Origin of the sequence: Erythrobacter sp. W302b (assembly GCF_046452395.1) — a bacterium.
In the GTDB taxonomy this organism is placed as follows: domain Bacteria; phylum Pseudomonadota; class Alphaproteobacteria; order Sphingomonadales; family Sphingomonadaceae; genus Erythrobacter.
In genome coordinates this window covers 2,242,004-2,266,832 of the sequence record NZ_JBKFDH010000001.1, presented here as the reverse complement: position 1 = coordinate 2,266,832, position 24,829 = coordinate 2,242,004, and the positions used below count along the sequence as shown (strand labels likewise).

General features: G+C 64.3%; 22 protein-coding genes and 1 tRNA gene. 9 read left to right on the top strand and 14 right to left on the bottom strand.

The genetic code is table 11. From position 1 onward, the window contains the following. Positions 1-60 precede the first annotated feature (60 nt). Complete coding sequence (locus tag ACLBKT_RS10690; RefSeq protein ID WP_410182901.1) at positions 61-594, top strand: J domain-containing protein; 534 nt, start codon at positions 61-63, stop codon at positions 592-594. A 136-nt stretch (positions 595-730) separates the two neighbouring features. On the opposite strand, the gene ACLBKT_RS10685 is transcribed toward ACLBKT_RS10690, so the two are convergent. The 5 genes from ACLBKT_RS10685 to infC form a co-directional block, all read right to left on the bottom strand. Beyond that, positions 731-1,567 (bottom strand): SDR family NAD(P)-dependent oxidoreductase, encoded by an 837-nt coding sequence (locus ACLBKT_RS10685; RefSeq protein WP_410182900.1) that lies wholly within the window; start codon positions 1,565-1,567, stop codon positions 731-733. A gap of 28 nt (positions 1,568-1,595) precedes the next feature. Then, positions 1,596-3,017, bottom strand: coding sequence for an SLC13 family permease (locus ACLBKT_RS10680; protein ID WP_410182899.1), 1,422 nt, complete (start codon positions 3,015-3,017; stop codon positions 1,596-1,598). A gap of 78 nt (positions 3,018-3,095) precedes the next feature. After that, on the bottom strand, positions 3,096-4,310 hold the full coding sequence (locus tag ACLBKT_RS10675) for a DUF547 domain-containing protein (RefSeq protein ID WP_410182898.1): 1,215 nt from the start codon (positions 4,308-4,310) through the stop codon (positions 3,096-3,098). Between the two features lie 168 nt (positions 4,311-4,478). Beyond that, positions 4,479-5,609, bottom strand: coding sequence for a DUF547 domain-containing protein (locus ACLBKT_RS10670; protein ID WP_410182897.1), 1,131 nt, complete (start codon positions 5,607-5,609; stop codon positions 4,479-4,481). 262 nt (positions 5,610-5,871) lie between these two features. Then, positions 5,872-6,390 (bottom strand): translation initiation factor IF-3, encoded by a 519-nt coding sequence (gene infC / locus ACLBKT_RS10665; RefSeq protein ID WP_410182896.1) that lies wholly within the window; start codon positions 6,388-6,390, stop codon positions 5,872-5,874. Between the two features lie 289 nt (positions 6,391-6,679). Here infC and ACLBKT_RS10660 point away from each other — a divergent pair, with 289 nt between their 5' ends. Then, complete coding sequence (locus ACLBKT_RS10660) at positions 6,680-7,393, top strand: hypothetical protein (RefSeq protein WP_410182895.1); 714 nt, start codon at positions 6,680-6,682, stop codon at positions 7,391-7,393. Here the strand turns inward: ACLBKT_RS10660 and pdeM are convergent. Further along, positions 7,390-8,085 carry a ligase-associated DNA damage response endonuclease PdeM gene (gene pdeM / locus ACLBKT_RS10655; RefSeq protein ID WP_410182894.1) on the bottom strand — a complete coding sequence of 232 codons (696 nt, stop codon included), beginning with the start codon at positions 8,083-8,085 and terminating at the stop codon, positions 7,390-7,392. The two genes, ACLBKT_RS10660 and pdeM, sit on opposite strands and share 4 nt — an antisense overlap. Positions 8,086-8,250: 165 nt before the next feature. Here pdeM and hemF point away from each other — a divergent pair, with 165 nt between their 5' ends. Continuing rightward, a complete protein-coding gene (gene hemF, locus ACLBKT_RS10650; protein WP_410182893.1) occupies positions 8,251-9,105 on the top strand; it encodes an oxygen-dependent coproporphyrinogen oxidase in 855 nt (284 codons plus the stop codon). 7 nt (positions 9,106-9,112) lie between these two features. Here hemF and ACLBKT_RS10645 read toward each other — a convergent pair whose 3' ends face one another. Further along, complete coding sequence (locus tag ACLBKT_RS10645; protein WP_410182892.1) at positions 9,113-9,502, bottom strand: type II toxin-antitoxin system death-on-curing family toxin; 390 nt, start codon at positions 9,500-9,502, stop codon at positions 9,113-9,115. 4 nt (positions 9,503-9,506) lie between these two features. Further along, positions 9,507-9,752, bottom strand: a complete 246-nt coding sequence (locus ACLBKT_RS10640; RefSeq protein WP_410182891.1) for an AbrB/MazE/SpoVT family DNA-binding domain-containing protein — start codon at positions 9,750-9,752, stop codon at positions 9,507-9,509. Between the two features lie 80 nt (positions 9,753-9,832). Between ACLBKT_RS10640 and ACLBKT_RS10635 the strand changes: the two genes are divergently transcribed. Next, entirely contained in the window at positions 9,833-11,923 is a 2,091-nt protein-coding gene (locus ACLBKT_RS10635) for a RelA/SpoT family protein (protein WP_410182890.1), read from the top strand. Between the two features lie 153 nt (positions 11,924-12,076). On the opposite strand, the gene ACLBKT_RS10630 is transcribed toward ACLBKT_RS10635, so the two are convergent. Continuing rightward, complete coding sequence (locus ACLBKT_RS10630; protein ID WP_410182889.1) at positions 12,077-13,129, bottom strand: peptidylprolyl isomerase; 1,053 nt, start codon at positions 13,127-13,129, stop codon at positions 12,077-12,079. Positions 13,130-13,210: 81 nt separating this feature from the next. On the opposite strand from ACLBKT_RS10630, the gene ACLBKT_RS10625 reads away from it, so the two are divergent. The 3 genes from ACLBKT_RS10625 to ACLBKT_RS10615 all read left to right on the top strand — a co-directional run bounded on the left by ACLBKT_RS10625 (position 13,211) and on the right by ACLBKT_RS10615 (position 15,346). After that, a tRNA-Ser gene (locus ACLBKT_RS10625) sits at positions 13,211-13,301 on the top strand. A 316-nt stretch (positions 13,302-13,617) separates the two neighbouring features. Then, complete coding sequence (locus ACLBKT_RS10620; RefSeq protein ID WP_410182888.1) at positions 13,618-14,121, top strand: PilZ domain-containing protein; 504 nt, start codon at positions 13,618-13,620, stop codon at positions 14,119-14,121. Positions 14,122-14,380: 259 nt separating this feature from the next. Next, complete coding sequence (locus tag ACLBKT_RS10615) at positions 14,381-15,346, top strand: amidohydrolase family protein (RefSeq protein ID WP_410182887.1); 966 nt, start codon at positions 14,381-14,383, stop codon at positions 15,344-15,346. Between the two features lie 295 nt (positions 15,347-15,641). On the opposite strand, the gene ACLBKT_RS10610 is transcribed toward ACLBKT_RS10615, so the two are convergent. The 5 genes from ACLBKT_RS10610 to ACLBKT_RS10590 all read right to left on the bottom strand — a co-directional run bounded on the left by ACLBKT_RS10610 (position 15,642) and on the right by ACLBKT_RS10590 (position 21,744). Beyond that, positions 15,642-17,288: a PepSY domain-containing protein gene (locus ACLBKT_RS10610; RefSeq protein ID WP_410182886.1), complete on the bottom strand. Its 1,647-nt coding sequence runs from the start codon at positions 17,286-17,288 to the stop codon at positions 15,642-15,644. 11 nt (positions 17,289-17,299) lie between these two features. Beyond that, on the bottom strand, positions 17,300-19,420 hold the full coding sequence (locus ACLBKT_RS10605; RefSeq protein ID WP_410182885.1) for a TonB-dependent receptor family protein: 2,121 nt from the start codon (positions 19,418-19,420) through the stop codon (positions 17,300-17,302). Positions 19,421-19,550: 130 nt separating this feature from the next. Beyond that, on the bottom strand, positions 19,551-19,967 hold the full coding sequence (locus ACLBKT_RS10600) for a DUF2946 family protein (RefSeq protein ID WP_410182884.1): 417 nt from the start codon (positions 19,965-19,967) through the stop codon (positions 19,551-19,553). A gap of 216 nt (positions 19,968-20,183) precedes the next feature. Then, entirely contained in the window at positions 20,184-20,720 is a 537-nt protein-coding gene (locus ACLBKT_RS10595; protein ID WP_410182883.1) for a group I truncated hemoglobin, read from the bottom strand. A 22-nt stretch (positions 20,721-20,742) separates the two neighbouring features. Next, positions 20,743-21,744: a DUF3034 family protein gene (locus ACLBKT_RS10590; protein WP_410182882.1), complete on the bottom strand. Its 1,002-nt coding sequence runs from the start codon at positions 21,742-21,744 to the stop codon at positions 20,743-20,745. Positions 21,745-21,835: 91 nt separating this feature from the next. On the opposite strand from ACLBKT_RS10590, the gene ACLBKT_RS10585 reads away from it, so the two are divergent. Both ACLBKT_RS10585 and ACLBKT_RS10580 read left to right on the top strand, forming a co-directional pair. Then, entirely contained in the window at positions 21,836-22,483 is a 648-nt protein-coding gene (locus ACLBKT_RS10585) for a methylamine utilization protein (RefSeq protein ID WP_410182881.1), read from the top strand. Then, entirely contained in the window at positions 22,480-24,798 is a 2,319-nt protein-coding gene (locus tag ACLBKT_RS10580) for a putative bifunctional diguanylate cyclase/phosphodiesterase (RefSeq protein WP_410182880.1), read from the top strand. Before ACLBKT_RS10585 ends, ACLBKT_RS10580 begins: the two co-directional genes overlap by 4 nt. Positions 24,799-24,829 lie beyond the last annotated feature (31 nt).

The following is a 24,829-nucleotide window of genomic DNA, read 5'->3' as shown; positions in this document are numbered from 1 at the left end:
GATTGAGCGCGTGAGACAATCGACCAACGACATTCTGCCCCGCGCGCTCCGGTTTCGCGCATGACTCGCGCCCGCCGATCCATGGATTGGGGCTTCCCGCGCTGGAGGCCCTATGGTTCCTCGCAAGAGGCCACCAATGTGCGCATCTGCGACCGCCATGGTTGTGACGAACCCGGCAATTGCCCCGCACCCAAAGCCCCCAACAGCCCTGAACGGTGGTATTTTTGTCAGAAGCATGCGGCGGAATACAATTCCAAGTGGGATTACTTCGAAGGTCTCGACAAGGCTGAGAAGGAAGAGCGCGCCAAGGCGGAGCGGCAGGAATCGTCCGGCTATACCGAATCGGCGCATTACGGCTGGGCCGGATCGGGCGACGGATCGCGCTCGGCAGACGAGATGCGCGCGCTGGAGGTGCTGGGGCTGGAGGCTGATGCCGAATTCAGCGCGGTGAAGAAAGCCTATCGCAACCGCGCCAAGGAAGTGCACCCGGACGTGAAGCCCGGCGATGCCGACGCAGCCAAGCAGTTCCAGCTGATCCAGACCAGCTACGAAGTCCTGCGCGCGGCCGAAGAACGCCGCGAGTGGCGGGGGTAGGGGCTGAAGAAAGCCCGTTCGCGCTGTTCAGCCCCCTCCCCTTGAAGGGAGGGTGGGGGATGGGTGTTCAACCTATCTGAAGGCAGACCCCCACACCCTACCCCTCCTCCAACGGGAGGGGAGGCATCTGGCTAGGCTACTCCGTCTTCGGCCCCGCGAACCCCTTGCCCTTCGAGTCGATCTGGGGATCAGGGTTGTCGTTCCACCACGGCGTGTCGGTCCACGGGCGCACATCGACTTCGTGGCTCCAGCAATTGCGCGGCTGGTGGGCGAGGTGCCAATAGGTCTCGGCCAAGGCGGCGGGGTCGATGACCCCATCGTGGCCTTTGCCCTGCTTGAAGGCGTCAAACTTGTCGCCCAGCAGCTTGCCGAGGGTGTCGGGCGCATCGACCGGGCCGTCGACGATGACGTGGGCGACATGCACGCCTTGCCGTGCGAACTCGGCGTTGAGGGTCTGGCACAGCATCCGCCGCCCGCCCATCGCTGCGGCATGGCTATGCTGCCCGGCATTGCCGCGCACCGCCGCCGTCGCCGAGGTGACCAGCAGCGTGCCATGCGTTCCGGCCTTGGCACGCTCAACCATCGCCGGGAACAGCGCATGGGCCAGGCGGAAGACGCCGTAGGTGCCGAGCCGCCAGCCGAGCTCGAAGATGCGGTGCGGGGTCTGATCCAGCGCACGGTTCCCGATCTGCGCGCCGAGGTTGTAGAGCGCGGTATGGATCGGGCCGATATCGGCCTCAACCCGGGCGACCAGCTCCTCGATGCTGCCATCCTCTGCGGCATTGAGCAGTGTGCCGCTGGCCGAGCCACCCGCCGCTTCGATCTGGCCGACCATCCGCGCGAGGCCCTCCTCGTCTGACCGGCGCGCCAGCACCGCGTGATAGCCCCCGGCGGCAAAGCGCATCGCCGCGTTACCGCCGATCCCGGCGCCGGCTCCGATCACGAGGAACACCGGCTTGCGGCTGTCGGTCATCATTTGTCTCCCTTAAGCGAGCGCCGCGTTACGTCAGCGCCGAAATCCCCCATACCACGCCGACGATCAGCGCAACGCCTGCCACATCCAGCAGCGCGCCCGCCTTGACCATCGCGGCGATGCGGATGCGCCCGGTTGCCCAGGCAATGGCGTTCGGGCCGGTGCCCGCGGGGAGCATGAAGCCCCAGCTGGCCGCCAGCGCGGCGGGCAGGGCGAGCAGCACCGGATCAGCCCCCAGCGTCACCACCAGCGCGGCGATAACGGGCATGATCCCGGTGGCGGTCGCGACATTGCTCGCAAACTCGGTCACCACAATCACCAGCGCCACCACCGTGAGCGCGACGAGGATCAGCGGCCAGCCGGCGAGCGGCAACAGCGCTTGCCCGATCCAGCTCGCAAGGCCCGAAGCCTGCATCCCGCCCGCCAGCGCGAGGCCTCCGCCGAACATGAAGATCACGCTCCACGGCGCGCGCTCGGCTTCCTTCCACACGAGCAGTGGACGGCCCGTGCCATCGGGCAGAAGAAACAGGGCCAGCGCCGCGATCACCGCGATCGTCCCGTCCGTCCAGGACCCGGACGGCAGCAAGGGCGCGACCAGCGGCTGCGTGACCCAGGCGGTGAAGGTGAGCGCGAACAGCGGTACCAGCCGCTTCTCGGGCAGGGTCCACGCTGTGTGGCTATCAATCGCCGCGCGCGCAGAGGCAAGGTCGAAGGGGTGATCGGCCACCCGCAGAACCCGCGCCACGATCCCGGCGGCGAGCGGGATGCTCAGCAGCACCAGCGGCACCCCGTAGAGCGCCCATTGCGCAAAGGTGATCCGCACGCCCGCGATCTCGTCGAGCAGGCCTACGGCAATGGCATTGGTAGGCGAGCCGACGATCGTGCCCAGCCCGCCAATGCTGGCGGCAAAGGCGATCCCCATCGGCAAGGCGCCCGCGATGCCGTCTTGTGGGAGCCGATCCCCGTCGCGCACGCTCCCGCCGCCTTCCAGCACCGCGAGGGCCATCGGCATCATGATCAGCGCGGTCGAGGTGTTGGAGATGAACATCGACAGCAGCGCTGCGGCCATCATGAAGGCCAGCAGCAGGCGACCGGCCCCGCCCTTGGTGCCGACCATCCGCAGGATCGCGAGGCTCAGGCGGCGGTGGAGGCCGGTGCGCTCGATTGCCAGCGCGATGAAGGCACCGCCCAGCAGCAGAAACAGGATTGGGGAGTAATAGGTGCTCGCAGTCGCTTCCGCATTGGACACCCCGGCGAGCGGCAGCACCACGAACGGCAGCAGCGCTGTCACGCTGAGCGGCATGGCCTCGGTCATCCACCAGGCGGCCATCCACACAACCAGACCTGCGACCAGCCACGCCCCGGACGGCATTCCGCCGGGCGGGGCGATCACAGCGGTCAAGCCAAACGCCAGCGGGCCGAGGAAAAGGCCGATCCGGCGCGCTGTCATGCTTGGCGATCTCCCCTGACCTTGCCGCAGGGGCCTATCAGCAAGGCGCCGGTCGCGGCAAGCCTCAGGTGCGCCGCGTCACTCCACCGCGTTCTTGTTCGGCGGATCGCCCGGCAGATCGATGTTCGAGAAGAACACGCGAGACGTCGGCTGATCGCGGCGCTGCATCCGTTGCAGCTTGAGCGACCGGGCAAACAGCACATCACACGCGGCCTGACCCATGCGCTCGGTGCAGATCGGTCGATCACTGGCAGGTCCCGGCTCGGACATGACCGGCTGATAGCTCGTCGGGCGAGCCCCTCCGTGGAGATCGGCAATATCAGCCTCGCGGATGCTGGCGACAGTCTGATCGGTCTTCGCCAGCAGTTCCACCACCGGCTCCTCGGCATAGGCGGCCAGATGCGCGCGCAGATCGTTTTCGAAATCGGGGAAGTAGAACGGCGCGACTTCGGCATAGAGCTCCGACACCGCCAGCGTGTCGGCACTCTTCTGCGTGCCGCGCAGGGAGTTGACGAAATCGGCAGCGGCAACATCCAGCAGCGAGCTGACATTGGCCCCGGTGAAGGCATAGGATTGCAGGTGCGGCATCCCGATCTCGCCGCGCCAGAAGCCGTAGATCACCTTGGGATCTTTCCAGTGGCGGAAGACGATATTCTCGCGGATGTCGCGCAACGATACCGGGATGCCGCGCAGAGTGATGAACTTCGCCTCATCGAGCGGCTGGCCGCCGATCATGATATCGCGCGGTTCGCGCACCGGCCATTCCTTGGCGATCTGCTCCATCATCGCGACGTTGTGGAGGTTGAACCAGAAGGCCAGCTGTTCATTGCGCGGCAGGGCCGAGATGTCCTGGGCTTCGACCACCCGTTCCAGATCTTGGCGGTACTCGGTGAAGCTATCGATCACCTGCTTGTCGAAGAATCGGAACATCACGAGCGATCCTTCGAGCCGAAAGCGCGACTGCGGCCCGCTTTTCAGTCGTGAGCCGATCACGGGGTCAGGCCTCGGCGCGCCCTGGCGGGTCGAAGGGCCCATTGAAACGAGAATGTTCTTGAGCGCGTAATCCCAGATTTCGTAATCGATCCGGTGACGAATGGGATTGGTCGTGGGGGTGAAGATCGCGAGCCGCTCGTCCGCGCGCGAGGTTACGGCGTCCGGGGATGCGATGCCACGGACGAAGTGCCGTTCGTCTCGCTCAGACCGTTGATGTGTTTCCGGGCTCTCCGCCGCGGCAAGGTTCGGCATGGCCAGCGCTGAGCCGGCCAGCATTGCGAACATGGATTTCGGCAGCATATCGTCTCTCCCACCAGAGGATTAGAGCCCGTCCGAAACCGAAACTATATCATGGGGATAAATTGGAGATGAATGCAAATTCATGAAGGTTGGCATATCGCATTCCCCCGCCGCGCACATCGCGCGGCAAGGTTATGCTCATGACGGTTACTCTGCCGAGGCGCGCGCTTATTCGACTTCGGCCGGTTCGCCAGCCTCGCCGGGCAGGTCGATGTTGCTGAAGGTCACGGTGCCGGTGCGGCCCTGACGGATGATCTCCTGGAACTTGGCCTCACGCTCGCGCAGCAGCGCGGTCATGCTCTGGGGGATGCGGAAGCTGATCGACTGGCCGTTCGAGGTGATGTTCGAATAAGTCGGCTCGCGCACGCCGCCTTCCAGATCGGCGATGTCCCGCTCGTTCACGACCGGATCGGCGCCGCTGGCACTGGCGAGAAGGGCGGCGGTCTTTTCATCAGCGAAGCGGGTGAGGTGCGCGCGCAGGTCTTTCTCGAAATCGGGGAAGAAGAACGGGGCCGCCTCGCGGTAATGTTCAGAGACTTGCAGCCTGCCGCCGCCTTCCTGTGTGCCGCGCAGCGAATTGACGAAATCGGTAGCGCCGCGCACCAGCAGGCGCGCCACGTTGTCGGCATTGAAGGCTTCTTTCTGGAGCGAAGGCCCGCCAATCTCACCGCGCCAGAAGCCGTACATCACCACCGGGTCCTTCCAGTGGCGATAGACGATCTGCTCGCGAATATCGCGCGGGGACAGCTTGATGCCTTCCACGGTGATGAACCGCGCTTCATCGAGCGGGACGCCGTCCACCTTGATTTCGCGCGGCTGGCGGATCGGCCAGGCATTGGCGATCTGTTCGACCATCGCGACATTGTGGAGGTTGATCCAGAAGGCCAGCTGCTCGTTGCGCGAAAGCGATTGGATATCGACGATATCGGCGGTCTTCTCCAGATCCTTGCGATATTCGGTGAAGCTGGCGATCACATCGGCATCGAGGAAGCTGAACATCACCCGCGTGCCTTCAAGCCGGTAGCGCGAGACATGGCCATATTGGCGGCGGGTGCCGAAGCTCGGGTCAGGGCGACCGGCGCCTTCGCGCAAGGACGGCCCCATGGAGATGACGATGTTCTTCATCGCCTCGTCCCAGATCGAATAGTCGATCTTGTCATTGTTCGGGTTCTGCGAAGGCGCGAAGGTCGCCAGCGCGTCGTTGCTCAGCGGAGTCTGGGCATGGGCCGGAACGGCAAGTGCCAAAGCAAGGCCAGCAAGCAGGGCAGGGCGGGCAAGACGCATGGGCAGGAACGGCATGGGCGTGAAGTGTCCTGTCAGTGCAGGCGTCCCGGCGGGCGCCTGGCGGGGGTCAAAGGCGGCTCGAGGGGGTTGGGGCTGGGCCGCCGCATGCCTGCCCCCTGCCAAGGCTTTGTAGCACCGATCGTGCGGCCCGTGTTGCCCGCAGTCGGTTGGCGTCAGCATTTTGTCGACGCGTCAAGGTGTTGGTCGGTGCGCCCGAACGACAAAGGGGCGAACCGTGCCGATCCGCCCCCTTTTGTCCCTGCCTGCTTCCGCACGCTTACTTGGGTGCGAGCACCATCAGCATCTGGCGGCCTTCCAGCCGCGGGAAGGCTTCGACCTTGGCAATCTCGGCGACGTCGTCCTGCACCTTTTTGAGCAGGTCCATCCCGAGGTGCTGGTGCGCCATTTCGCGGCCACGGAACCGCAAGGTGATCTTCACCTTGTCGCCATGATCGATGAACTTGGCGACGTTGCGCATCTTCACGTCATAATCATGCGTGTCGATGTTGGGCCGCATCTTCACTTCCTTGATGTCCTGGGTCTTCTGCGTCTTGCGCGCCAGGTTGGCCTTCTTCTGCGCTTCAAAGCGGTACTTGCCGACATCAAGGAACTTGCACACCGGCGGGTCCGCATTGGGGGACACTTCGACGAGGTTCAGGCCCTTTTCATTGGCCTGCTCAATCGCTTCGCGGGTGAACATGACGCCAAGGTTTTCGCCTTCGTCATCAATGACGCGGACCTTGGGGACATTGATCATGTTATCAAACCGAGGGCCGCTTTTTACGGGCGGGGCCATCGAGCGCCGGGGTGGACGTGATATGGGGTGTTCTCCTGTGGTGGCTTACATGCTGCGCGCTCCTTAGTCCGAAATGCGGGCGAGCGCTAGGGAGAGTCTTTCGGGGGCGTGGTTCGGCTGACGGGCCATGCAAGTTCGTTGGGCGGCTCTAAGTAGCAACACTTATCCACACAGTTTCAATCAGTTCGGGGAACCGACCTCAGGCTTCTACGTTAAATGACTAGGGTGACGCAGGGATCGCTTCCACCCTGTCAAGCCAGCTCCGGCTGGCAGCATTGGGGGAGGCGCCATGGGTTTTTTCCACGCCACGGGTCGCGAGAATCAGCGAGAGACTGCGCCCGCATCGACAAATTGTCCTGAAGCCAAACGGATCATTCCCAGCGCCAGTATTCGGCCTGGTCTCGGAGCCAATGATGGTCCGGCTGACGATTTCATTGCCCAGGCCGAAGGCTGGGAATGCGAGAACGGCGAAACCGTCTTTACGCAAAGCTTGGTGGACGGGCCTGATCTGACCATCGGTGCCCTCGCGCAGCGGTTTTCTCCCGAACAGATGCGCAAGCTCGGCAGCAGCCTTGTGAAGCTTGCCGATATGCTTGACGACAAATCGGAGCCGGCCGGGGTGCGTTCCAACTATCACTGCCCGACCGAGGCCGGGACGATCGAGCGCAAGTCGCTTCACCTTGCGCAGGTCGCGGTCGGGATGAGGGCTGTGGCGCGCCGCCGGTGCCGCCATCTTGCAAGCGAATGGTTTGGCGAACCGGCATGGGAAATGCTGCTGGAACTCTTCATCCAGTTTGCCGCAGGGGCGCGGGTTTCGACCAAGAGCCTCGTGATCGCCTCGGGCGCGCCCTGCACCACCGCTTTGCGGATCATGGACCGACTGGAGGCAGCCTCGCTGATCGAGCGTTCGCCGTCGCAGATGGACAAGCGGGTCACGCTGGTCAGTCTGACCCGCGAGGGCGTGGTCGCAGTGGGATCGGTGTTGATGGAGGCTGAGAGCTAGGCCGCCGCCTGCCACAGCGGGAAGCGCGCGATCCGGCCCGATGCGGGCATCAGCGCCTCGATCCTTGCTGCCGGTTGCAGCGCGCCGAGGATCTCGGGATGGCCTGCGTCGAGCCCACCGGTGAGCGTGCCAAAGGCGGGGAGGATCATCCGCTCGGCCCCGCTCTTGCTGCGGCCCATCACGGCGCAAGGTCGCGCAATGTGGCGGTTGCGGACATTCACGCGCAGCTTGGGGTGATAGTGTCCCGACAGCTCCGGCGCGGTTTCTCCGGCACGGGCTTCGTGGCGCAGCGTGATCCCACCGACTTGCAGCTCGGACAGGATCGTCCCGCCGAAGCCCTTGGGCAGTTGTTCGTCGTGGTTGCCGGTGATCCACACCCAGTCGAGCGTCCGGGTCAGCGCTTCCAGCATTCCGGTCGAATGCGCGTCCAGCCGCAAAGCGCCCGCGTCATCATGGAAATTATCACCCAGCGTGATGACCCGCCGAGCGCCTGTTACCCGCACAGCATCCGCCAACCGTTCGAGCGTGTCGCGGCTGTCATAGGGCGGGAGCATCTGACCCCGCGCGGCAAACCAGCTCGCCTTTTCAAGGTGCAGGTCAGCCACAAGCAGCGCGCGCTCGGCCGGCCAGTAGAGCGCGCGCCCTTGGCCAAGCGCAAGCTCGTGTCCGGCGAAGGGGAAGGGGGCGAACATAGCAGGAACCATGGAGACCGTCTGGCGCAAGCGCAATCAATTCACAACAGCAAAGAATCCGTTCAGCCTGAGCTTGTCGAACGCCTGCACTTTCTTCTATCGCGGTGGCCTGGAAGAAATGCGGCCCTTCGACAAGCTCAGGGCGAACGGGAGGGTACTTTTGTCATGGATTGGTCCGACAAGACTGCACAGGCGAAGGTGTGGTTCGAAAGCCTGCGCGACAATATCTGCGCCGAATTCGAGGCGATCGAACGCGAGGCGGGCTCGGATGCCGTCTTTCAATACACCCCTTGGCAGCGCGAAGAAGAAGGCAATCCCGATCCCGGCGGCGGCGTGCAGGGATTGATGAAGGGCAAGGTGTTCGAAAAGGTCGGGGTCAATGTCTCGACCGTGCGCGGCAGCTTCGCCAAGGAATTTGCCGGCAGCATCAACGGGGCGAGCGCCGAGGCGCCGGGGTTCGTGGCGACCGGCATCAGCCTTGTGGCACACATGACCAATCCGCACGTGCCCGCCGTCCACATGAACACCCGCTTTCTGACCACGACCAAGGCGTGGTTCGGCGGCGGCGCGGACCTGAACCCGCCAATCCCCTACGCCGAAGACACGGCCGACTTCCACGCCGCGATGCAGGCCGCCTGCGATCCGCACGGCGCCGATTATTATGAGCGCTTCTCGAAGTGGGCGGAGGAGTATTTCTACATCCCCCACCGGCAAGTGGGCCGGGGCGTCGGCGGGATTTTTGCTGACCATCTCGAATGCGCCGACGAGGCAGGCTGGGCAGCGAATTTCGCGTTCATCAAGGATATCGGGACGCAGTTCCTCGAAGTGTACCCGATGATCGTGCGCAAGCGGATGCACACGCCGTTCGATGCCGCCGACGAAGCGCAGATGTTCGAATATCGCGGCCGCTACGCCGAATTCAATCTGGTCTACGACCGTGGCACGATCTTCGGCTTGAAGACCGGCGGCAATATCGACGCGATCCTGATGAGCCTGCCGCCACGGGCGACGTGGAGCTGACGTCCGCCTAACCGACCGGGACGACCCGCTGCCGGAACCAGTCGGCGAGCTCGTCCTCGGAGAGTTCTCCGGCGGCGAGGGCGATGAAGGCCACCGTCATGTCGGCGTCATCTGCCTCCACGCGCCATCCATTCTTTAGCAGGAACAGCAAACTGACGACGTTGGCGGTACGCTTGTTGCCGTCCACGAAGGGGTGGTTTCTTGCCAAGCCGAAAGCGTAGGCCGCCGCCAGAGCTGCCGCATCCGGCGCGCCATAGGCCTCCAATTGCTGCGGGCGCGCCATCGCGCTTTCAAATAGGCCCATGTCGCGGACGCCGGTGCCGCCGCCATGTTCGGCAATCTGTTCGGCGTGAGCCGTTAGCGCCGCCCGATGGCTGACCCACCTCCACCCCGCCATGCGCTTACTTCGCCAGTTCGCGCAGCACCTTCACGCGCTCCCGCATGATCTGCCGCGCGAGGCGCATTTCTTCCTCGAACTCAGGGTCCACCGGGGTTAACGTTACGCCATCATCGGTCATTGTGAGGCTGATTTCATCGCCGATATTGGCGTTAAGCGTAGCCAACAGTTCCTTGCTCAGGATAATCCCAGCGGAATTCCCGATCTTGGTGATCTTGAGGCTGCGCGTGCGGGGGATGGGCTTGTTCATACGCCCGTTATAACACCTCCTGTGCCGCACCGCAACAATCGCGCTTGCCCGCCCGCAGCGCCGCCCCCATACTCATCAGGATGCTGCGCCAATACGAACTCGTCGAGAAAGTCCTCGAATACGATCCCGACGCCGATGAGGCGATGCTCAACCGCGCCTATGTCTACACCGTACAGAAGCATGGCAGCCAGAAGCGCGCCTCGGGCGATCCCTATTTCTCGCACCCCGTCGAAGTGGCGGGGTTGATGACCGACCTGAAGCTCGACCAGGCGACCATCATCACCGCGCTGCTCCACGATACCGTGGAAGACACCCTGGCCACGATCGAGGATGTCGAGCTGCATTTCGGCCCCGAGGTCGCGCGGCTGGTGGACGGGGTGACCAAGCTCTCGAAGATCGAGGCCATGCCCGAGAACGAGCGCGCGGCGGAGAACCTGCGCAAGTTCCTGCTCGCCATGTCGGAAGACATCCGCGTGCTGCTGGTGAAACTGGCTGACCGGCTGCACAACATGCGCACGCTGCATTTCATCAAGAACCCGGAAAAGCGCCAGCGCATCGCGCGCGAGACGATGGATATCTACGCCCCGCTGGCGGAGCGCGTGGGCATGTACGAATACATGCATGAAATGCAGGCGCTGGCCTTCCGCGAGCTGGAGCCCGAGGCCCACGCCACCATCGCCAACCGGCTAGATCAGCTGCGCTCGCAAGACGGCGGGCAGGTCGATGCGATTGCTCTCACGATGAAGCAACGCCTTGCCGAAGCGGGCCTCAAGGTCGAGGTCTACGGGCGCGAGAAGCACCCCTATTCGATCTGGCACAAGATGGCCGAACGCCATGTCAGCTTCGAGCAGGTGACCGACATCATGGCCTTCCGCGTCCTCACCGACACCGAGGAGGATTGCTACCGCGCATTGGGTATCCTCCACACCACCTGGCAGTTCCTGCCCGGACGGTTCAAGGACTACATCTCGACGCCCAAGTCGAACGGTTACCGGTCCCTCCACACCTCGCTGATGTACGAAAACTCGATGCGCGTCGAAGTGCAGATCCGCACGCGCGAGATGCACCGCACCAATGAATATGGCCTCGCCGCGCACTGGGCCTACAAGCAGGGGGATCGGCCCGATGGCGAGGTGGGCTGGCTGCGCGATCTGATCGAGATCGTCGATGCCAGCCACGATGCCGAGGAACTGCTCGAGCATACGCGGATGGCGATCTATCAGGATCGGATCTTCGCCTTTACCCCCAAAGGCGCGCTGTTCCAGCTGCCCAAGGGCGCGACCGCGGTGGACTTTGCCTTCGCGGTCCACACCAATCTCGGCACGCAGACGGCAGGCGTGAAGATCAACGGGCGGCACATGCCGCTGCGCACGCCGCTGGCCAATGGGGATGTGGTGGAGATCATCAAGAACCCCCATGCCTCGCCGCAGCTGTCGTGGCTGGCTTTCGTCGTCACTGGCAAGGCGCGCGCCGCGATCCGCCGCGCGGTGCGGATGAAGGAACGTGCCGAAGTGGCCGAGATCGGCTCCAAGCTGTTCGACGAGATCGCTGCGCGCGTGCCCGCGCGGATCGGGAAGAAGGCGATCCGGGCCGCGGTCGAACGGCTCGGCATGGAGGAGCCTGACGACCTGATGTACGCCATCGGCGCCGCCAAGATTGCTGACCGCGAGGTGATGGAAGCGCTCGTCCCCGGTTGCACGGCGGGCATCGAGGAGGATGAACACTGGGAACGCCGCGAACGCGCGATCTCGATCCGCGGGCTGACGCCCGGCGTTGCCTTCGACCTCGCCCCGTGCTGCCACCCCGTCCCCGGCGACCGCATCGTCGGCATCCGCCGCAAGGGCGAGCCGGTGCTGGTCCACGCGATCGACTGCATGGAACTGGCGAGCGGGGTGGACAGCGACTGGATCGATCTGGCCTGGGGCAACCAGTCGAGCGGCGCGACGGGCCAGCTGTCGGTGACGATCTACGACCGGCTCGGCACGCTCGCAGAAATGGCGGGCATCTTCGCGCAGAACAAGGCCAACATCATCACCCTGATGCAGGCCCATATCGACCACCCCTTCGTGACCTACGACATTGAGGTCGAGGTGGAGGACGTGGCGCACCTCAATCGCATCGTTTCGGCCCTGCGCGCCAGCGACGCAGTGGCGCAGGCGGAGCGGCAGTAGGCCTCGCGTGCCTCCCCGTTGCACAGGAATGGGGAGGGGACCGTCCGCGTCAGCGGGTGGAGGAGGGGTCATTTATCGCCGCCATTACCCCTCCGGCAGCCCTGCGGGCTGCCACCTCCCCATCCCGTCCAGGACGGGGAGGGACTCGCAGCGCTATTCAGCCGCCCGCCGCATCGGCACGCGGATGTTGCAGATGTCTGCGCCGCCAGCGGGGGTGATGAAGAAGGGATCGCGGCGATTGGCGATAGCCTCGGCATAGGCGGCGAAGGTGGCGCTTTCGGTCGAGAGGTATTCGAAGCGTGGTTGTTCATTCGTCGGCAAGTCGTTGACGACTCGTACCGATGTGATGGCGGTGCGCTTGCTCGCTTCCTCGGCGGTGTAGAACCCCAGCGCGCCCGAGCCGCGGGGCAGGGAGGAGAGGTGCTCCATCCCCTCGATCACCCGCCCGACCAGCGCGATGTTGCGATCCAAGTGACGCGGCGCATGGCCGATCACGGTATAAAGCTCCGCGCCCGAGCCGGTGTCGGGGGAATAATTCCGGCCCACGCCGACCATGCCGTAGCAGTGGGTGGGCCAAACGCTTTTTATCTCCAGTTGCGGATCTCGGCGCAGGTCACGATTGGAAAACTTGCCGCGGTCGAGATTGGCCCCAACCGGCCATCCCGAAACAAAGCCGGTCGCAGGCGCGTAACGGTCTCCTCGCGTCAGATGGCTGACCTCCGGGTCATGTCCGACCGGATTAGGATCATAGCGATTGCCCCCGACAAGCATCGTGTGCTCGACGCGCGCGCTGTACTCCGCCTCCCCCATCACCTTGAGCCCCTCGGGCAGCGGCTTGGGCTTCCCCGTCGCCTCGGGGTTGTCGTAATTGGGATCGCCCCACTGAGTGACGTAATTGTCCTGCACCCGGTTGACCGAGATGCCGTCATACCACTTGGCGCGGGCGAACAGGCGGATGTTGTGGACCCAGCCTTGCGAGAAGGGCGCGGGCATCAGCTGGATCACCACCTGCCGCGGCTTGCCCTCGGCATCGGGCGCAAGGGTCATCATCAGCAGGTCCTCCGCCGGGATCGCGACCCAGTCGGCCTTGGGCGCGGCGGCGACGATTTCGGACGGAGCGAGGGCTGCGGGCTTCGCCGCCTCCTGCGCAGCAAGCGGCAAGGCCAGGGCGAGCGCAGCCGAAGCCGCCAGAAGCAAAGTTCTCATACGCATATTCGTGCCACCGCGCGCCTTGCGAAGCAATCCATTCGCGGCTAGTGGCGCGTGCTCTTGTCCTGACCGGGCAATGGAGCAGTGGCCGAGTGGTCGAAGGCGCACGCCTGGAAAGTGTGTATACGTCAAAAGCGTATCGAGGGTTCGAATCCCTCCTGCTCCGCCAGTCCCTTGAGACAGACCTTTCACGGCCCCTGCGCACCATTGCGCAAACCGCGCCATGCGAATCCGAACCCCTGCCAAGCAACGAATGCGAACGAGACGCGTGATTACAAGCGCGAGTCGGAAAAAAGCCTGAAAAGGCAAGGTAATGTTGCAGATTGGTGTTCAGTTCGACTCGCACGTGGTCGACATGGCCAATGCTGACCCGCCTTTCGTCTTAAGCGAGCTAAGTTACGGTAGTTAATGCCGTAATTATGACCATTTGCTGTCATACCTAGATTAATGTTATCTATGCTCTGTTTCGTCTAGCGTGGATTATCATGTCAAATGACCACGACAGTCTGTTCTTTGTGATCCGCAAGGGAGACGTCTGGGCTTGTTGGCTGGACGCAAGGCCTCCGTTCAAGCTTGGTGCAGCGGGTGTGGTGATGCCAGCCATGCAAGAGCTGCTGTCAGAACAGGCGTCCTCTGCGACCAGTCAGGCGGATGAAACGATACCCGCACCTCCCCAAGCGGAGGCGGAGCGGCCCATCATCGAACGATCGGCCGAGCGGCATGACGTATCGGTCATAGGCCGACTTCGGACCGCCAAGGGCGCCAGCACCGTGACAATCCATGACCTTTCCAAGGACGGGTGCCAGATATACGACGAGCTCGGCCTGCATTCGGAAGGGGACCGCGTGACGATCCGCATTGGATCGATCGGCCCGATCGGTGCAACCGTTATGTGGAGCAGAAAGAAGCGCTTGGGCGTACGCTTCGAGCATGCCCTGCACGCCTACGTGGTTGATCATATCCGGGCATCCATGGACATCCGAAGTTAGGCCAGCGGCAGTTTTGACAGCCTTCGCGCACGGCCCCGCTTTCCGCGATGCGATTATTCATTTGCCATTTTCGCTTCGCACCGGACAAGGAGCGGGACGGTATCATGATCCAGAGCCAAGGACGCGATGGGTGGTAAACGGGGCAGTATCGGCGTGCGCCACGAGCGGGCGCGGGTGTCGAGCTTTGGGGGGCAATATGCAGGCAGGCGTTCTTGTTATCAGGTTGATCGGTTGTCTGGCCTTGCCGCTGACGATCATGATGTCCTCAGCCTTGTCGGCGCGCGAGCCGATCATCGACATGCATGTCCATGCGCTCGCTGCTGACGATCAGGGGCCGCCGCCCATGGCGATGTGCGTTCCCATCGACCCGATGCCGACCTGGGATACCGGCCTCCCGACGATCGCCAACTTCATCACTCCCTTCAAAAACCCGTCTTGCGCTGACCCGATCTGGTCGCCCGAAACCACCGATGCGGTCATGCGCCGATCACTTGAGGTGATGGAGCGCAACAACGTGATCGGCGTAGTGAGCGGGCGGGTCAAAATTCTGTCGGCCTGGGCCGCCGCCGCGCCTGATCGTGTGATGCCGAGCCTCACCCCCGATCTTCCCTTGCCGGATAGCTTCGCGACCGAACTTGGCCAGCTCAAGAAGGACGGGCGAATCGCGGTGCTGGGGGAGCTCGGGTTCCAATATGAAGGGATCTCTCCCGACGACCCGCGGCTTGAGCCGCTATGGGCTGCCGCCGAAGCCAACGACATTCCGGTGGCTCTCCACATGGGGCCGGGGCCTCCGGGCATCGCCTACATGCCCGGATTGGGCTACCGCGCGCGGCTGTCGAGCCCGCTGCTGCTCGAAGATGTGTTGGTGCGTCACCCTCGCCTCAGGGTGAATGTCATGCACGCCGGTTTCCCGATGCTCGATGACACGCTGGCGCTGCTGTACGCGCATCCACAGGTCTATCTCGACACCGGCGTGATCGTTTACACGCAGCCGCGCCCCGCGTTTTACCGTTACCTTGGCGCGCTGGTCGATGCAGGCTTTGGCAAGCGCATCATGTTCGGCTCTGACCAAATGGTTTGGCCGGAAACCATGGAGCGCGGCATCGCTGTGATCAAGGATGCGCCGTTCCTCACGGCTGAACAGAAACGCGACATCCTCTACAACAATGCAGCACGGTTCCTGAAACTCGATGAAGCGACCATCGCCCGCCATCACGCGATGTAGGTGCCAAGCTCTGGGCGGCCTCTCTCCGGGTGCTGAGCGGTGCGCGCTCAGCCCCTATTGCGCTTGAACATCGCGTTGTGTCTGACCCGGGCCCACATAGGTTCTAGCGTCGCCATGTCACGCGGGTCGGCAATTTTCCCGCCACTTGCGGGTATGGGTGGCAGTCCGGGATGATCCTGGAAGCGGCTTGTCGGCTTGAGCGGTCTGGCCGCTGAAAGCGGAAATTCTCAAACCGGCCCCAATGCCGCCATTCGCACAAGACCGTTGCGAATGGCGGCAGACCGGGTGGGGCGTCTCAGTCGTGGGTGAATGCACTGCCTGATGGTTCTTCCCGCCTCTGACCATCACGGCGGGCGCGAAGGCGGCGGACCAGATCCATCCGCAGCCCCAGCACCGCCATGAAGCCGATCAGAGCGATGGCAAACAGGCCGACCACCACATTCTGCGCCAGCCGTCCGACCGGGAACAGGAAGTTCCACTTGTGGATGAAGCTGAACACGAGGCGTTCGGGCTTCTCGCCGTCGGCCACCCGGTCGACCAGCACGCCTGCACCAGTGTCGACAAACAGGCTGGCCTTGACCGGCGCGCCGTAATCGACCCGCCAGACCGGCAGGCGCTTGTTGCGGAAGTCGTATTCGTGGCTGAAGCGGGTCACCAATTCCACCCCCGTCACCGCGCTGTCGGGCGCGCCGGTGAAGCGGCGGGCGATGGCGCGGGCGAGGTCCCTGTCGCCTGACGTCACGACATTGCCGGTGGCTGCGTCGAGGTAGATCGCCGGGCCATCGGGTTTGATACCGGCAAAGCGCGCCTCGCGGATTTCCGCGTCGGTGGTGGGGGCCTTGGCTTGCGCCGCCATCATCGCGGCGTGGTCGTGCCCTGCCATGCCATGATCCGCCGCCCCTGCCTTGGCAGGGCCGTGGTCATGCTCGCCGCCGCCCATCGGGCCTTTCGGGGCAAGGCCGATGCGATAGAGCGGCTGGACCTCAGCCCCTTCAACCAGCGCAACTGAGGCAATATCGCGGTCCTTGGCGATCAGCGCCCAGTCTGCCTCGATCGGCCATTGGCCGCTCGCGACATTCACCGGTCTGCCCATCGCGAGATTACTCTGCGGCGGAACCATGGCAGACTGGATCAGATGATAGATTCCCGAAGCCGCAAACATGATCAGCGGCAGCGCCAGCACATAGCCCGCGATCCGGTGCCAGCCGCGCGCGCCCGGCAGCCGCTTCTTGCGCCGCACCGTCACCAGCATCGCGATCCCGGTGAGGCCGAGCGCCAGCAGGCTCCCGACCATCAGCGCGATCACCACCACCCGCAGCCAGTCCATCCCCGGCGGCACCCATTCCCAGGTGTGCAGCGCCCGGAACACGCTTTGCAGGCGGGTTTTGGTGGTGTTGTTGACGCCTGCAAGGCTGGAGGTTTCGGTATGGACATAGGCGGTGAGGCCGTCGTCGCCTGCAAATTCCAGCTTCCACACCGGCAGCAGGCGATTGACCCAGGGGTAGTCCGCATCGAACTCCGTTTGCAGCTTGGCCGAGGTGATGGGCCGGTCTGTGGCGAGATAGTGGCGGGCGAGAAATTCGGCCTGTGCCCGGTCGCCGTTCGCCACCTCGCTGCCGTCGGCGGGGCGGAAGTAGCGCCGCTCGCCGTCCGCCGCCGGGGTCACCTGCCACAGCACCCCGCCGCCGGGGGCGGGGACGGTTTTCACCGCCACCGCTTGGCCGATGCCCTGTTCGGCGAGGGTTGCGGCAATCGGCCGCGCCCCTTCCAGTGAGACCGACGCAGCAGGCGGCATGAATTGCGCCTGCTGCGGGCCGAACAGCACCATCGCGATATGGGTGAGGCCGGAGAGGCCCCACACCAGCAGACTGATCCCGCCGATCAGCCCCAGCCACTGGTGCTTGGAGTATGACCAGCGTGCGGTCTTGTTCTTTGCGCTCATCACCCGCCTCCTCAGAACTTCGCCCGCAGGCCGCCGAACACGGCGCGCCCTTGTCCGGGGGTGTAGGTCGCCTCGTTGGTGAGGCGCTGGTTGGCGTTGGTGGTGACGTTGGAGATGAACACCTTGTCGAACAGGTTCTCGACCGATCCGAACAGTTCGATGCCATCGGTCAGCGTGACCCCGGCGGTAAGCTGGACGGTGGCGTAGCCCGGCGCGCGCTCGGTATTGGCGTAGTCCGCCCACGGGCCGTCGGGGATCCATCGCAGGGTCGTCGAGAGGTAGTAGCGATCCAGTTGATCGAAGCGGGCCTCGGCAATCAGCACATGGCGCGGGACACCGGCGAGCTGATTGTCGCCATAGACCGCGTCATCATCGAAGGTGAAATCGTTGAAGGTATAGGCCGCGCTCAGCCGCAGGGCCTGGCCCTTGGCCTCCAACGCCGCCTTGAAGGGACGCAGGTCGAGCCCGAATTCGAGACCCTGATGGACCGTCCGGTCGGCATTGCTCGTCACCGTGACCAGGCCCCGTGCACCCGGCACGGCAAGGTCGAGGAACTCGTTCTCGAGCTCCGCCCGGTACAGCGCGATATCCCACGAGACGATCCCCGCCTGCCCGCGCGTGCCCATCTCGAACACGGTCGCTCGCTGCGGTTCGAGCGGCGCGAAGGGGAAGGCTCCGCCACTGGTGAGGTCGGCAAGGCTGGGGGCTTCAAAGCTGCGGCTGATATTGCCAAAGAACTGGATGTCCTCGGCCGCATCCACCAGTAGGCCGACACGCGGGTTGAACTGGTCATACTCGCCCCGGCCCGTCACCGCGTTGAGGATCGCGGTCACATCGCGGGTGGCGCGGGCATATTGCCCACCGGTGATCAGTGTGACTGTGTCGGTAAGGCCCAAATCGGCCTGACCATAGACCGTCAGCGTGTCCGCATCCTGATCCGAGCGGGTGCGCAGTGCCCCGCGCTCACCCGCGTTGTTGGCAAAGGTCTTGGCGTCGTTGCTCGCCGATGCATAGATCGCGCCCAGCTGCCAGCGGCTCTGATCGGCGAGGAAGGGCAGTGAGCCAGACACCCGCGCCGATGCGCCGACTTCATCCTCGCCCTGTACGATGATTCCGGCAAAGCGGGTGATCGCATGATCGAGATTGCGCCGCGAATACCAGGCACCCAGCTCCAGATCGGTGCCGCCAAGGTCGATGACGGTCAGGTTGGAGACGCGGTAGACATCGAGATTGCGGTCCCAGTCATCCGCGACCGGACCGGGATCGAGCACCACTGGCCCGGCCCGCACCGGACGTCCCGCCGCGCGCGGATTGGCGAGTGCATCAGCCAGCCGAAGTGAGCCCGCCAGCTCGAAATTGTCCGATAGCGCGGTGACATAGAACCGCGTCTCGATAGTGTCCGACACCCGCCAGCCGAGGTTGCCGTGGCCATAGAGGCTGCGCACCTCGCTGTGTTCGCGATAGCCGTCACTGGTGAGGCCGGTGATCCCGCCCCAGTAATCGACATCGCCGCTCTTGCCAGACAGCGAAGCATTGCCGCGGAAGGTGGAGAAACTGCCGCCCTCGGCGCGCAGAGCAATCGGCGCGCGGGCGGTGCGGCCAGTGGGGCTGACGATGTTGACTGCGCCCCCCAGCGACGCCGCGCCATAGCGCAGGCCGTTGGCGCCCTTGAACACCTCAAGATAGCGCACGGTCAGCGGGTCGACCTCCTGGAACTCGGTCGCGCCCGAGGCGCGGCTGATCGGCACCCCGTCGCGCAGCACCGTGAGCCCGCGCCGCTCGAAGCTGGAATTGAGGCCCGATCCCCGCACCGAAATGCGGCTTTCGCGCTGGGCACTGGTGTCGGCAAAGACGCCGGGGGTGAGTTCCAGCACATCGCCGATCGATTGCGCGAAAATGTCGGCAAAGCCCTCATCCTCGACAAGGCCCGTAGCGCCGGGGACGCGCTCCAGCTCCTGCCGGGCGGCTTCGGGGGTGGGGGCAGTGGCGGTGCCTTGGAGGCTGGCGGTGACAATGATCTCGTCCTGCCGCTGGCCGATGCCTTGGGCCTGCAAGGGTGCGTGGAAGGCGCCTGTGCTGGCGGCAAGCATGGTCGCGCCCAGCAGAGCGCGCTTAACGGTAGTGAATTGCATGATGTTATCCTGAACTTCCGTCGGCGCATGGCCCGGTTGGGGCACAGCGCCAGCAATCCGGACACGCCGGACCGATGAGCCATCGCGGTTCGCCAGTCAGCCGGTCAGGCCGGAATGCGAACCGCAGCGATCAGACGGACGGAGTCGGCGGTCCGCGCAGCGGCGGCCGCAGAAACAGGATCTCGCGGGTGGGCAAGGCCGGCAGCGGTGCCAGCCCGATCAGCAGAATGAAAGCGAGGGCAGCTGCCAAGAGGGTCGGATCGGCGCCGCTCAGCATCGCATGGCCAAGCCCCGTGAATGCGCAGGGCTGGCCCTTGTCGGCGGCCTCGGCATGATCGCCGCCAGCGCCGGGCTTGTCGGGGATGGCAATCTGCATTTGCTTGGGCACGCCGGTGGCGTCCGAACAGATCGTCACTGTCAGAAACCGCTCGCCCGCAGGCGTGACCATAAACCCTGCCGGCACCAGTGCCTTGACTCCCAAAGCAAGCAGCAGCAGCACCAGCGTCAGCCGGGCATTTCTGCGGATCAAGGCACGAAGACTGGTCATGGCGAGCGCGCCATTAGCGCAGGGAACGGGCCATGTCATCGTGTAACATTGGCGACCGCTGAGCTGGACGATGAGGAAAAGCCGCCATGCGCCGCACCGTTCAGGCGCAGTGACCAGTGGGATCTGAGTTCGATTCCGAAAGCGGCATGGCGCCTCTTCAAAGTCAGATCTTTGAAATCCGAACTGGGGGGCGACCCCACATTGCCAAGGGCGGCGCTATCGCTCGACCACTTGACCTGACATCGGCGCGAGCTTTGCCAGCAGGCGATTCTGCGCTGCAAACGGCACGCCTGCTTCGCGCATGGCAGATTGCAGGTTTTCGACCAGCGCGTTCATGTCCGCCTTCGTAACGCCCATCTCGGCGTGAGCGGTGCGCATGTCGCGACCTGAATAATCGCAGCCCGCGCCGAGCAGGTAACAGAACTGCTCGCCCAAGGTGCGCTTCAGCCGGACCGTGTCATGCGCGGCGAAGATCGCGGCGATGCGCGGATCGGCCTCGCTGAGATCGACCGTGCGTGCAGCGATTCGGGCAATACCCTCCCGCCCACCGAAATCGCGCGCCAATGCGCCGCTGTCATAGGGCGTCGCCCCGGCATTGGCGTTGGACTGCTCATAGGGTTCGACGGGGATCTCGCCGGTGACAGGATCGCGTTCCTTCACTTCGACCCCGAATTCGGCGTCCCAATCGGTCCCCTCGGCGGGGGCCTGTTGCAGCAGCATCAGGACGGCAGAAGCGGTGGCGGTCAGCAGCATCGTGAGGACTCCCGAAGCAGAATCAGAATGCGACCTGCGCGGACAGGAACCCGCCGCGCTGATCGGAGATGGTGGCGATTGAACCGAGATCGACATAGGCTGCCGTCAGGGTCAGGTGATCGGTCAGGGCGTAGGCGGCGAAGAGGTCCATCCAGTCATCATCCCCCAAACCGAGATTGTCGGGCTTTGAGCGATATTCCGCCCCCACCACCGCGCGGCGGGACAGCTGGTAGCCGAGCGAACCTTCGAACTGTAGCGCGTAGCCCGCGCCCGCGGTCGTCCCGAAACCGAGCAAGCCAAGCTCATTCGCTTCGCTGTAGCGCAGCGTCGCATTGACCAGCAGGCTCCGCGCCAGCACCAGCTTGGTCGCGCTCAGGGTGATATCCGTGCTCTCGTCATCCGCAGCGCCGAGCGCGCGGACCAGCGCGCCATCACGGCTGCGCTTGTGTTCGATCCCAACCGCGACCTGCGGCAACCACGGATCGCCATAGACGACATCGCCTGCGAGCCGCAGTTTCGCGCCGAAGGTGTCCATATTGAAGGTGTAACCTTGTCCGATTCCCAGCGCCGCGCCGACATCACGGGTGTCGAAATCGGCGCGCGAAACGCTCAGCTCCAGCCGGTCGCCAATGCCCACAGCGACGCCATAGGAGCGCCAGCCATAGTCCGGCAATTCGACCGCCGTGGCATGGGCTGTGAGTCCAATCCCACCCGGCATCTGCCGTCCGGCAATCGTCGCCCAGCGCGCAATTCCGCCGCCCGACGAGCCTTCGACGGTAGAAACTCCGTTTGTCAGCAACAACTTACCGCCCTTGAAAAGGCGCGCCTTTCCCGGCTGACCATTGTCCTCGTCAAAGCCCGTAGCGGTGTGCACCGGTGGCAGTGCACGCCGGGTTGGTGCAGGCTCAATCTCGGCATCGAGCACGGGGGCATAGGCGATTTGCGGCGGTTCTGCGGGCAGCGGGGCGGCGGGCACCGCCGCTGCTTGGGCGAGCGCCATCAGGCTAAAGGGGATCGAAGTCATGCCCCGACCAGTTAGCGACAGTTGGTAAACGCCGCCTAAACCAAACGGCGAGGCTTTCTTAAGAGGTGTGCCCTTAATGGAGCCGCCTGATATGCGTTCTCCTGTCCCTCCCCGCTTCGCCCTTATTGCCTTTGCTGCAAGCCTTGTCTCCGCCGCCGGAGTGGTTGGCGGCGCGGCGCTGGTTCAGGCTGCCACCCCTGCCAACCTGCGCGTGCAGGTGGTCGACGAGGCAGGCCTGCCGGTCCGCGATGCCGTGGTCGAATTGCACAGCGCCAAGGGTGCTGCCGGTCCGATTCGCTTCGCGTGGAAAATGGGCATGGCGCAGAAGAACCAGCAATTCACCCCCGGCACCCTGATCGTCGCCAAAGGAAGCACAGTGGCGTTCCCCAATCTCGATACGGTCCGCCATTCGATCTACAGCTTCTCCAAGCCTGCTCGCTTCGAGATTGAACTTTACGGCCGCGACCAGACCCGCACGCAGAGCTTCCCGATCACCGGCAGCGTCAAGCTGGGCTGCAACATCCATGATCAGATGCGCGGCTATATTCGTGTGACCGACACGCCGTTCGCGGCGAAGACCGATCACAACGGCTACGTCACGCTGTCCGGCATGGCGAGCGGTGCAGCGAAGCTGACCGTTTGGCATCCGCAACTGCGCGCGCCTGCGGGGGAGAGCAAGTCGGCGATCACCATTACTGGCGGCGGGCAGAGCCACAAACTCAAGGTGGCCGTGCGATGAGCCGGGCACAGGACATGCTCGCGCGGCTGAAGGCCTTGCGGTTCGGCGCGCTGAGCACGCGGATCGCTCTCCTTTATGCTGGGCTGTTTGCGCTGGTTCTGGGGTTGGTCGTCTCGCTGGCGGCGGGCGCCCTTGCGCGCTTCGGCGAGGCGAGCGCAGCGCGCGACCTTGCCGCCAATGCCAGGGTGTTCGACGAGATCCTTGCCGCCCGCGCCCGCCAAATGGGCGATCAGGCCGATGTTCTCGCGCATGATTTTGGCTTCCGCGAGGCGGTGGCAACCGGCGATGCACCGACTATCGCCAGCGCGCTGACCAGTCTCGAAGGCCGGGTGCGCAGCGACATGGCGTTCGTGCTGACACTCGAAGGCGAAGTGCTCGCCGCCGATGCGACCGGCGTGCCGCTGCCCGAGACAATGTGGACGCAGCTCGACAAGGGCGGCAAGCGCGGGATCATCCGGTCAGAACAGGGCTTCGCGCTCGCCGCCGCCGCGCCGGTCGAAGCGCCCGATCTGATCGGCTGGCTGGTTATTGCTCAGCCGCTCGACCGCGACGAGCTTGACCGGCTGGTCGAACTGGCGCCGATTTCGCTCGAAGCGTCGGTCGTCGATGCCGCGCGCCAGCCCGCTTGGCTGCGCGACGCCAGCGCTGATCGGGTGTTCGAGCGCGAAGAAAAGAGCCGCTTCCTTTATCACGTGTCCGATCTCGCCGTGCTGCAAGATGGCATCGCCCCACGTCTGGTGCTGCGCCACTCGCTCGCGGAATCTCTGGCGGCCTATGCCAGTCTCAAATCGTGGCTGATCATTCTGGCGAGTGGCGGGATCGTGCTGGTGCTGGGCCTGAGCTGGAAGGTCGCCCGCGGCGTGACCGAGCCGCTGAAGCAGCTTGATGAGGCGACGCGCTTGATCGGCGAAGGCCGCGAAGTCAGCCTCACAGTCGACACCGATGACGAAATCGGGCGGCTGGCAGGCAGCTTCAACCAGATGGTCGCCGCGATCGAGGAGCGGGAGCGCCAGATCATCCATGTCGGCCTGCATGACGGTTTGACGGGTCTGCCCAACCGCAAGCTGTTCACCGAACAGCTCGCCAACACCCTGTCGCGCCGCCGGGTGGGGGAGCAGGTCATGGTCGCCTATGTCGACCTGGATGACTTCAAGATGGTCAACGATACCCTTGGCCACCCGGCGGGCGATGCCCTGCTGCGGATCGTCGCCGATCACCTTCGGGAAGAACTGCCTGATGCTTTGCTTGCGCGGCTCGGCGGTGATGAATTCGCGATCCTGATCGACGGGATCGACGACAAGGCGAGCCTCGGCAATATTGCCGATGCCTTGCAGCGCTGTTTTGACCGGCCGGTGTCGATCAACGATCAGCAAGTCTCGTGCGGGGCCAGCATCGGGATCGCAATGGCACCCGGCGATGGCGAGGACGGCAACACGCTGATGAAGAATGCCGACCTCGCGCTTTACCGCGCCAAGCACGAGGGCAAGTCTACCTATCACTTCTTCGAGCCCGCCCTGGACGAGGCCGCAAGGCAGCGACGCCAGTTGGAGCTCGACCTGCGCGCCGCGATCAAGGAGGGCGGGTTCGAGCTCAATTTCCAGCCGCTCTACAGCCTCGCCGAACGCCGCCTGACCGGGTTCGAGGCGCTGATCCGCTGGAACCATCCCACGCGCGGGCGCGTCAACCCGGCCGAGTTTATCCCGCTGGCCGAAGAAACCGGTCTGATCATTCCGATCGGTGAATGGGTGCTGCGCGAGGCTTGCCGTCAGGCGAGCGGCTGGCCCGGTGACGTCTCGGTGGCGGTCAATGTCTCGCCCAAGCAATTCGCAGCAACCAGCATTGCCAGCACCGTGCTTTCGGCCCTGTCAGCCAGCGGGCTGGCGCCGCAACGGCTTGAGCTTGAGATCACCGAAAGCATCTTCATCGCCGATGTCGATGCGACGCTGGCGACGCTGCATTCTCTGCGCAATCTCGGCGTCAAGATTGCGCTCGACGATTTCGGGACGGGCTATTCCTCGCTCAGCTATCTGCGCTCTTTCCCGTTCGACAAGGTCAAGATCGACAAGAGCTTTGTCGAGGACCTCGGCACCAGCAGCAACGGCCATGCAATGATCCGTGCGATCACCACGCTGGCGAACGCGCTGGGAATGGAGACGCTGGCGGAAGGCGTGGAGGATATCGCGCAGTTCGAAGTGCTTGAACGCGAGGGGTGCCAGAACATTCAAGGCTACCTCTTCTCGCGGCCAGTGGCGGCCAATGCGGTTGCCGGATTGCTGCGCGACGGGGCCGGGTATCAGCGCCAATTGCGGGCATGAGAACGGGGGTTGATCGCTCGAAACGCCGATC

Coding starts and splice junctions, on each gene's coding strand:
- ACLBKT_RS10690 (WP_410182901.1), top strand. CDS start 61: ATGACTCGCGCCCGCCGATCCATGGATTGGGGCTTCCCGCGCTGGAGG.
- ACLBKT_RS10685 (WP_410182900.1), bottom strand. CDS start 1,567: ATGACCGACAGCCGCAAGCCGGTGTTCCTCGTGATCGGAGCCGGCGCC.
- ACLBKT_RS10680 (WP_410182899.1), bottom strand. CDS start 3,017: ATGACAGCGCGCCGGATCGGCCTTTTCCTCGGCCCGCTGGCGTTTGGC.
- ACLBKT_RS10675 (WP_410182898.1), bottom strand. CDS start 4,310: ATGCTGCCGAAATCCATGTTCGCAATGCTGGCCGGCTCAGCGCTGGCC.
- ACLBKT_RS10670 (WP_410182897.1), bottom strand. CDS start 5,609: ATGCCGTTCCTGCCCATGCGTCTTGCCCGCCCTGCCCTGCTTGCTGGC.
- infC (WP_410182896.1), bottom strand. CDS start 6,390: ATGGCCCCGCCCGTAAAAAGCGGCCCTCGGTTTGATAACATGATCAAT.
- ACLBKT_RS10660 (WP_410182895.1), top strand. CDS start 6,680: ATGGGTTTTTTCCACGCCACGGGTCGCGAGAATCAGCGAGAGACTGCG.
- pdeM (WP_410182894.1), bottom strand. CDS start 8,085: ATGTTCGCCCCCTTCCCCTTCGCCGGACACGAGCTTGCGCTTGGCCAA.
- hemF (WP_410182893.1), top strand. CDS start 8,251: ATGGATTGGTCCGACAAGACTGCACAGGCGAAGGTGTGGTTCGAAAGC.
- ACLBKT_RS10645 (WP_410182892.1), bottom strand. CDS start 9,502: ATGGCGGGGTGGAGGTGGGTCAGCCATCGGGCGGCGCTAACGGCTCAC.
- ACLBKT_RS10640 (WP_410182891.1), bottom strand. CDS start 9,752: ATGAACAAGCCCATCCCCCGCACGCGCAGCCTCAAGATCACCAAGATC.
- ACLBKT_RS10635 (WP_410182890.1), top strand. CDS start 9,833: ATGCTGCGCCAATACGAACTCGTCGAGAAAGTCCTCGAATACGATCCC.
- ACLBKT_RS10630 (WP_410182889.1), bottom strand. CDS start 13,129: ATGAGAACTTTGCTTCTGGCGGCTTCGGCTGCGCTCGCCCTGGCCTTG.
- ACLBKT_RS10620 (WP_410182888.1), top strand. CDS start 13,618: ATGTCAAATGACCACGACAGTCTGTTCTTTGTGATCCGCAAGGGAGAC.
- ACLBKT_RS10615 (WP_410182887.1), top strand. CDS start 14,381: ATGTCCTCAGCCTTGTCGGCGCGCGAGCCGATCATCGACATGCATGTC.
- ACLBKT_RS10610 (WP_410182886.1), bottom strand. CDS start 17,288: ATGAGCGCAAAGAACAAGACCGCACGCTGGTCATACTCCAAGCACCAG.
- ACLBKT_RS10605 (WP_410182885.1), bottom strand. CDS start 19,420: ATGCAATTCACTACCGTTAAGCGCGCTCTGCTGGGCGCGACCATGCTT.
- ACLBKT_RS10600 (WP_410182884.1), bottom strand. CDS start 19,967: ATGACCAGTCTTCGTGCCTTGATCCGCAGAAATGCCCGGCTGACGCTG.
- ACLBKT_RS10595 (WP_410182883.1), bottom strand. CDS start 20,720: ATGCTGCTGACCGCCACCGCTTCTGCCGTCCTGATGCTGCTGCAACAG.
- ACLBKT_RS10590 (WP_410182882.1), bottom strand. CDS start 21,744: ATGACTTCGATCCCCTTTAGCCTGATGGCGCTCGCCCAAGCAGCGGCG.
- ACLBKT_RS10585 (WP_410182881.1), top strand. CDS start 21,836: ATGCGTTCTCCTGTCCCTCCCCGCTTCGCCCTTATTGCCTTTGCTGCA.
- ACLBKT_RS10580 (WP_410182880.1), top strand. CDS start 22,480: ATGAGCCGGGCACAGGACATGCTCGCGCGGCTGAAGGCCTTGCGGTTC.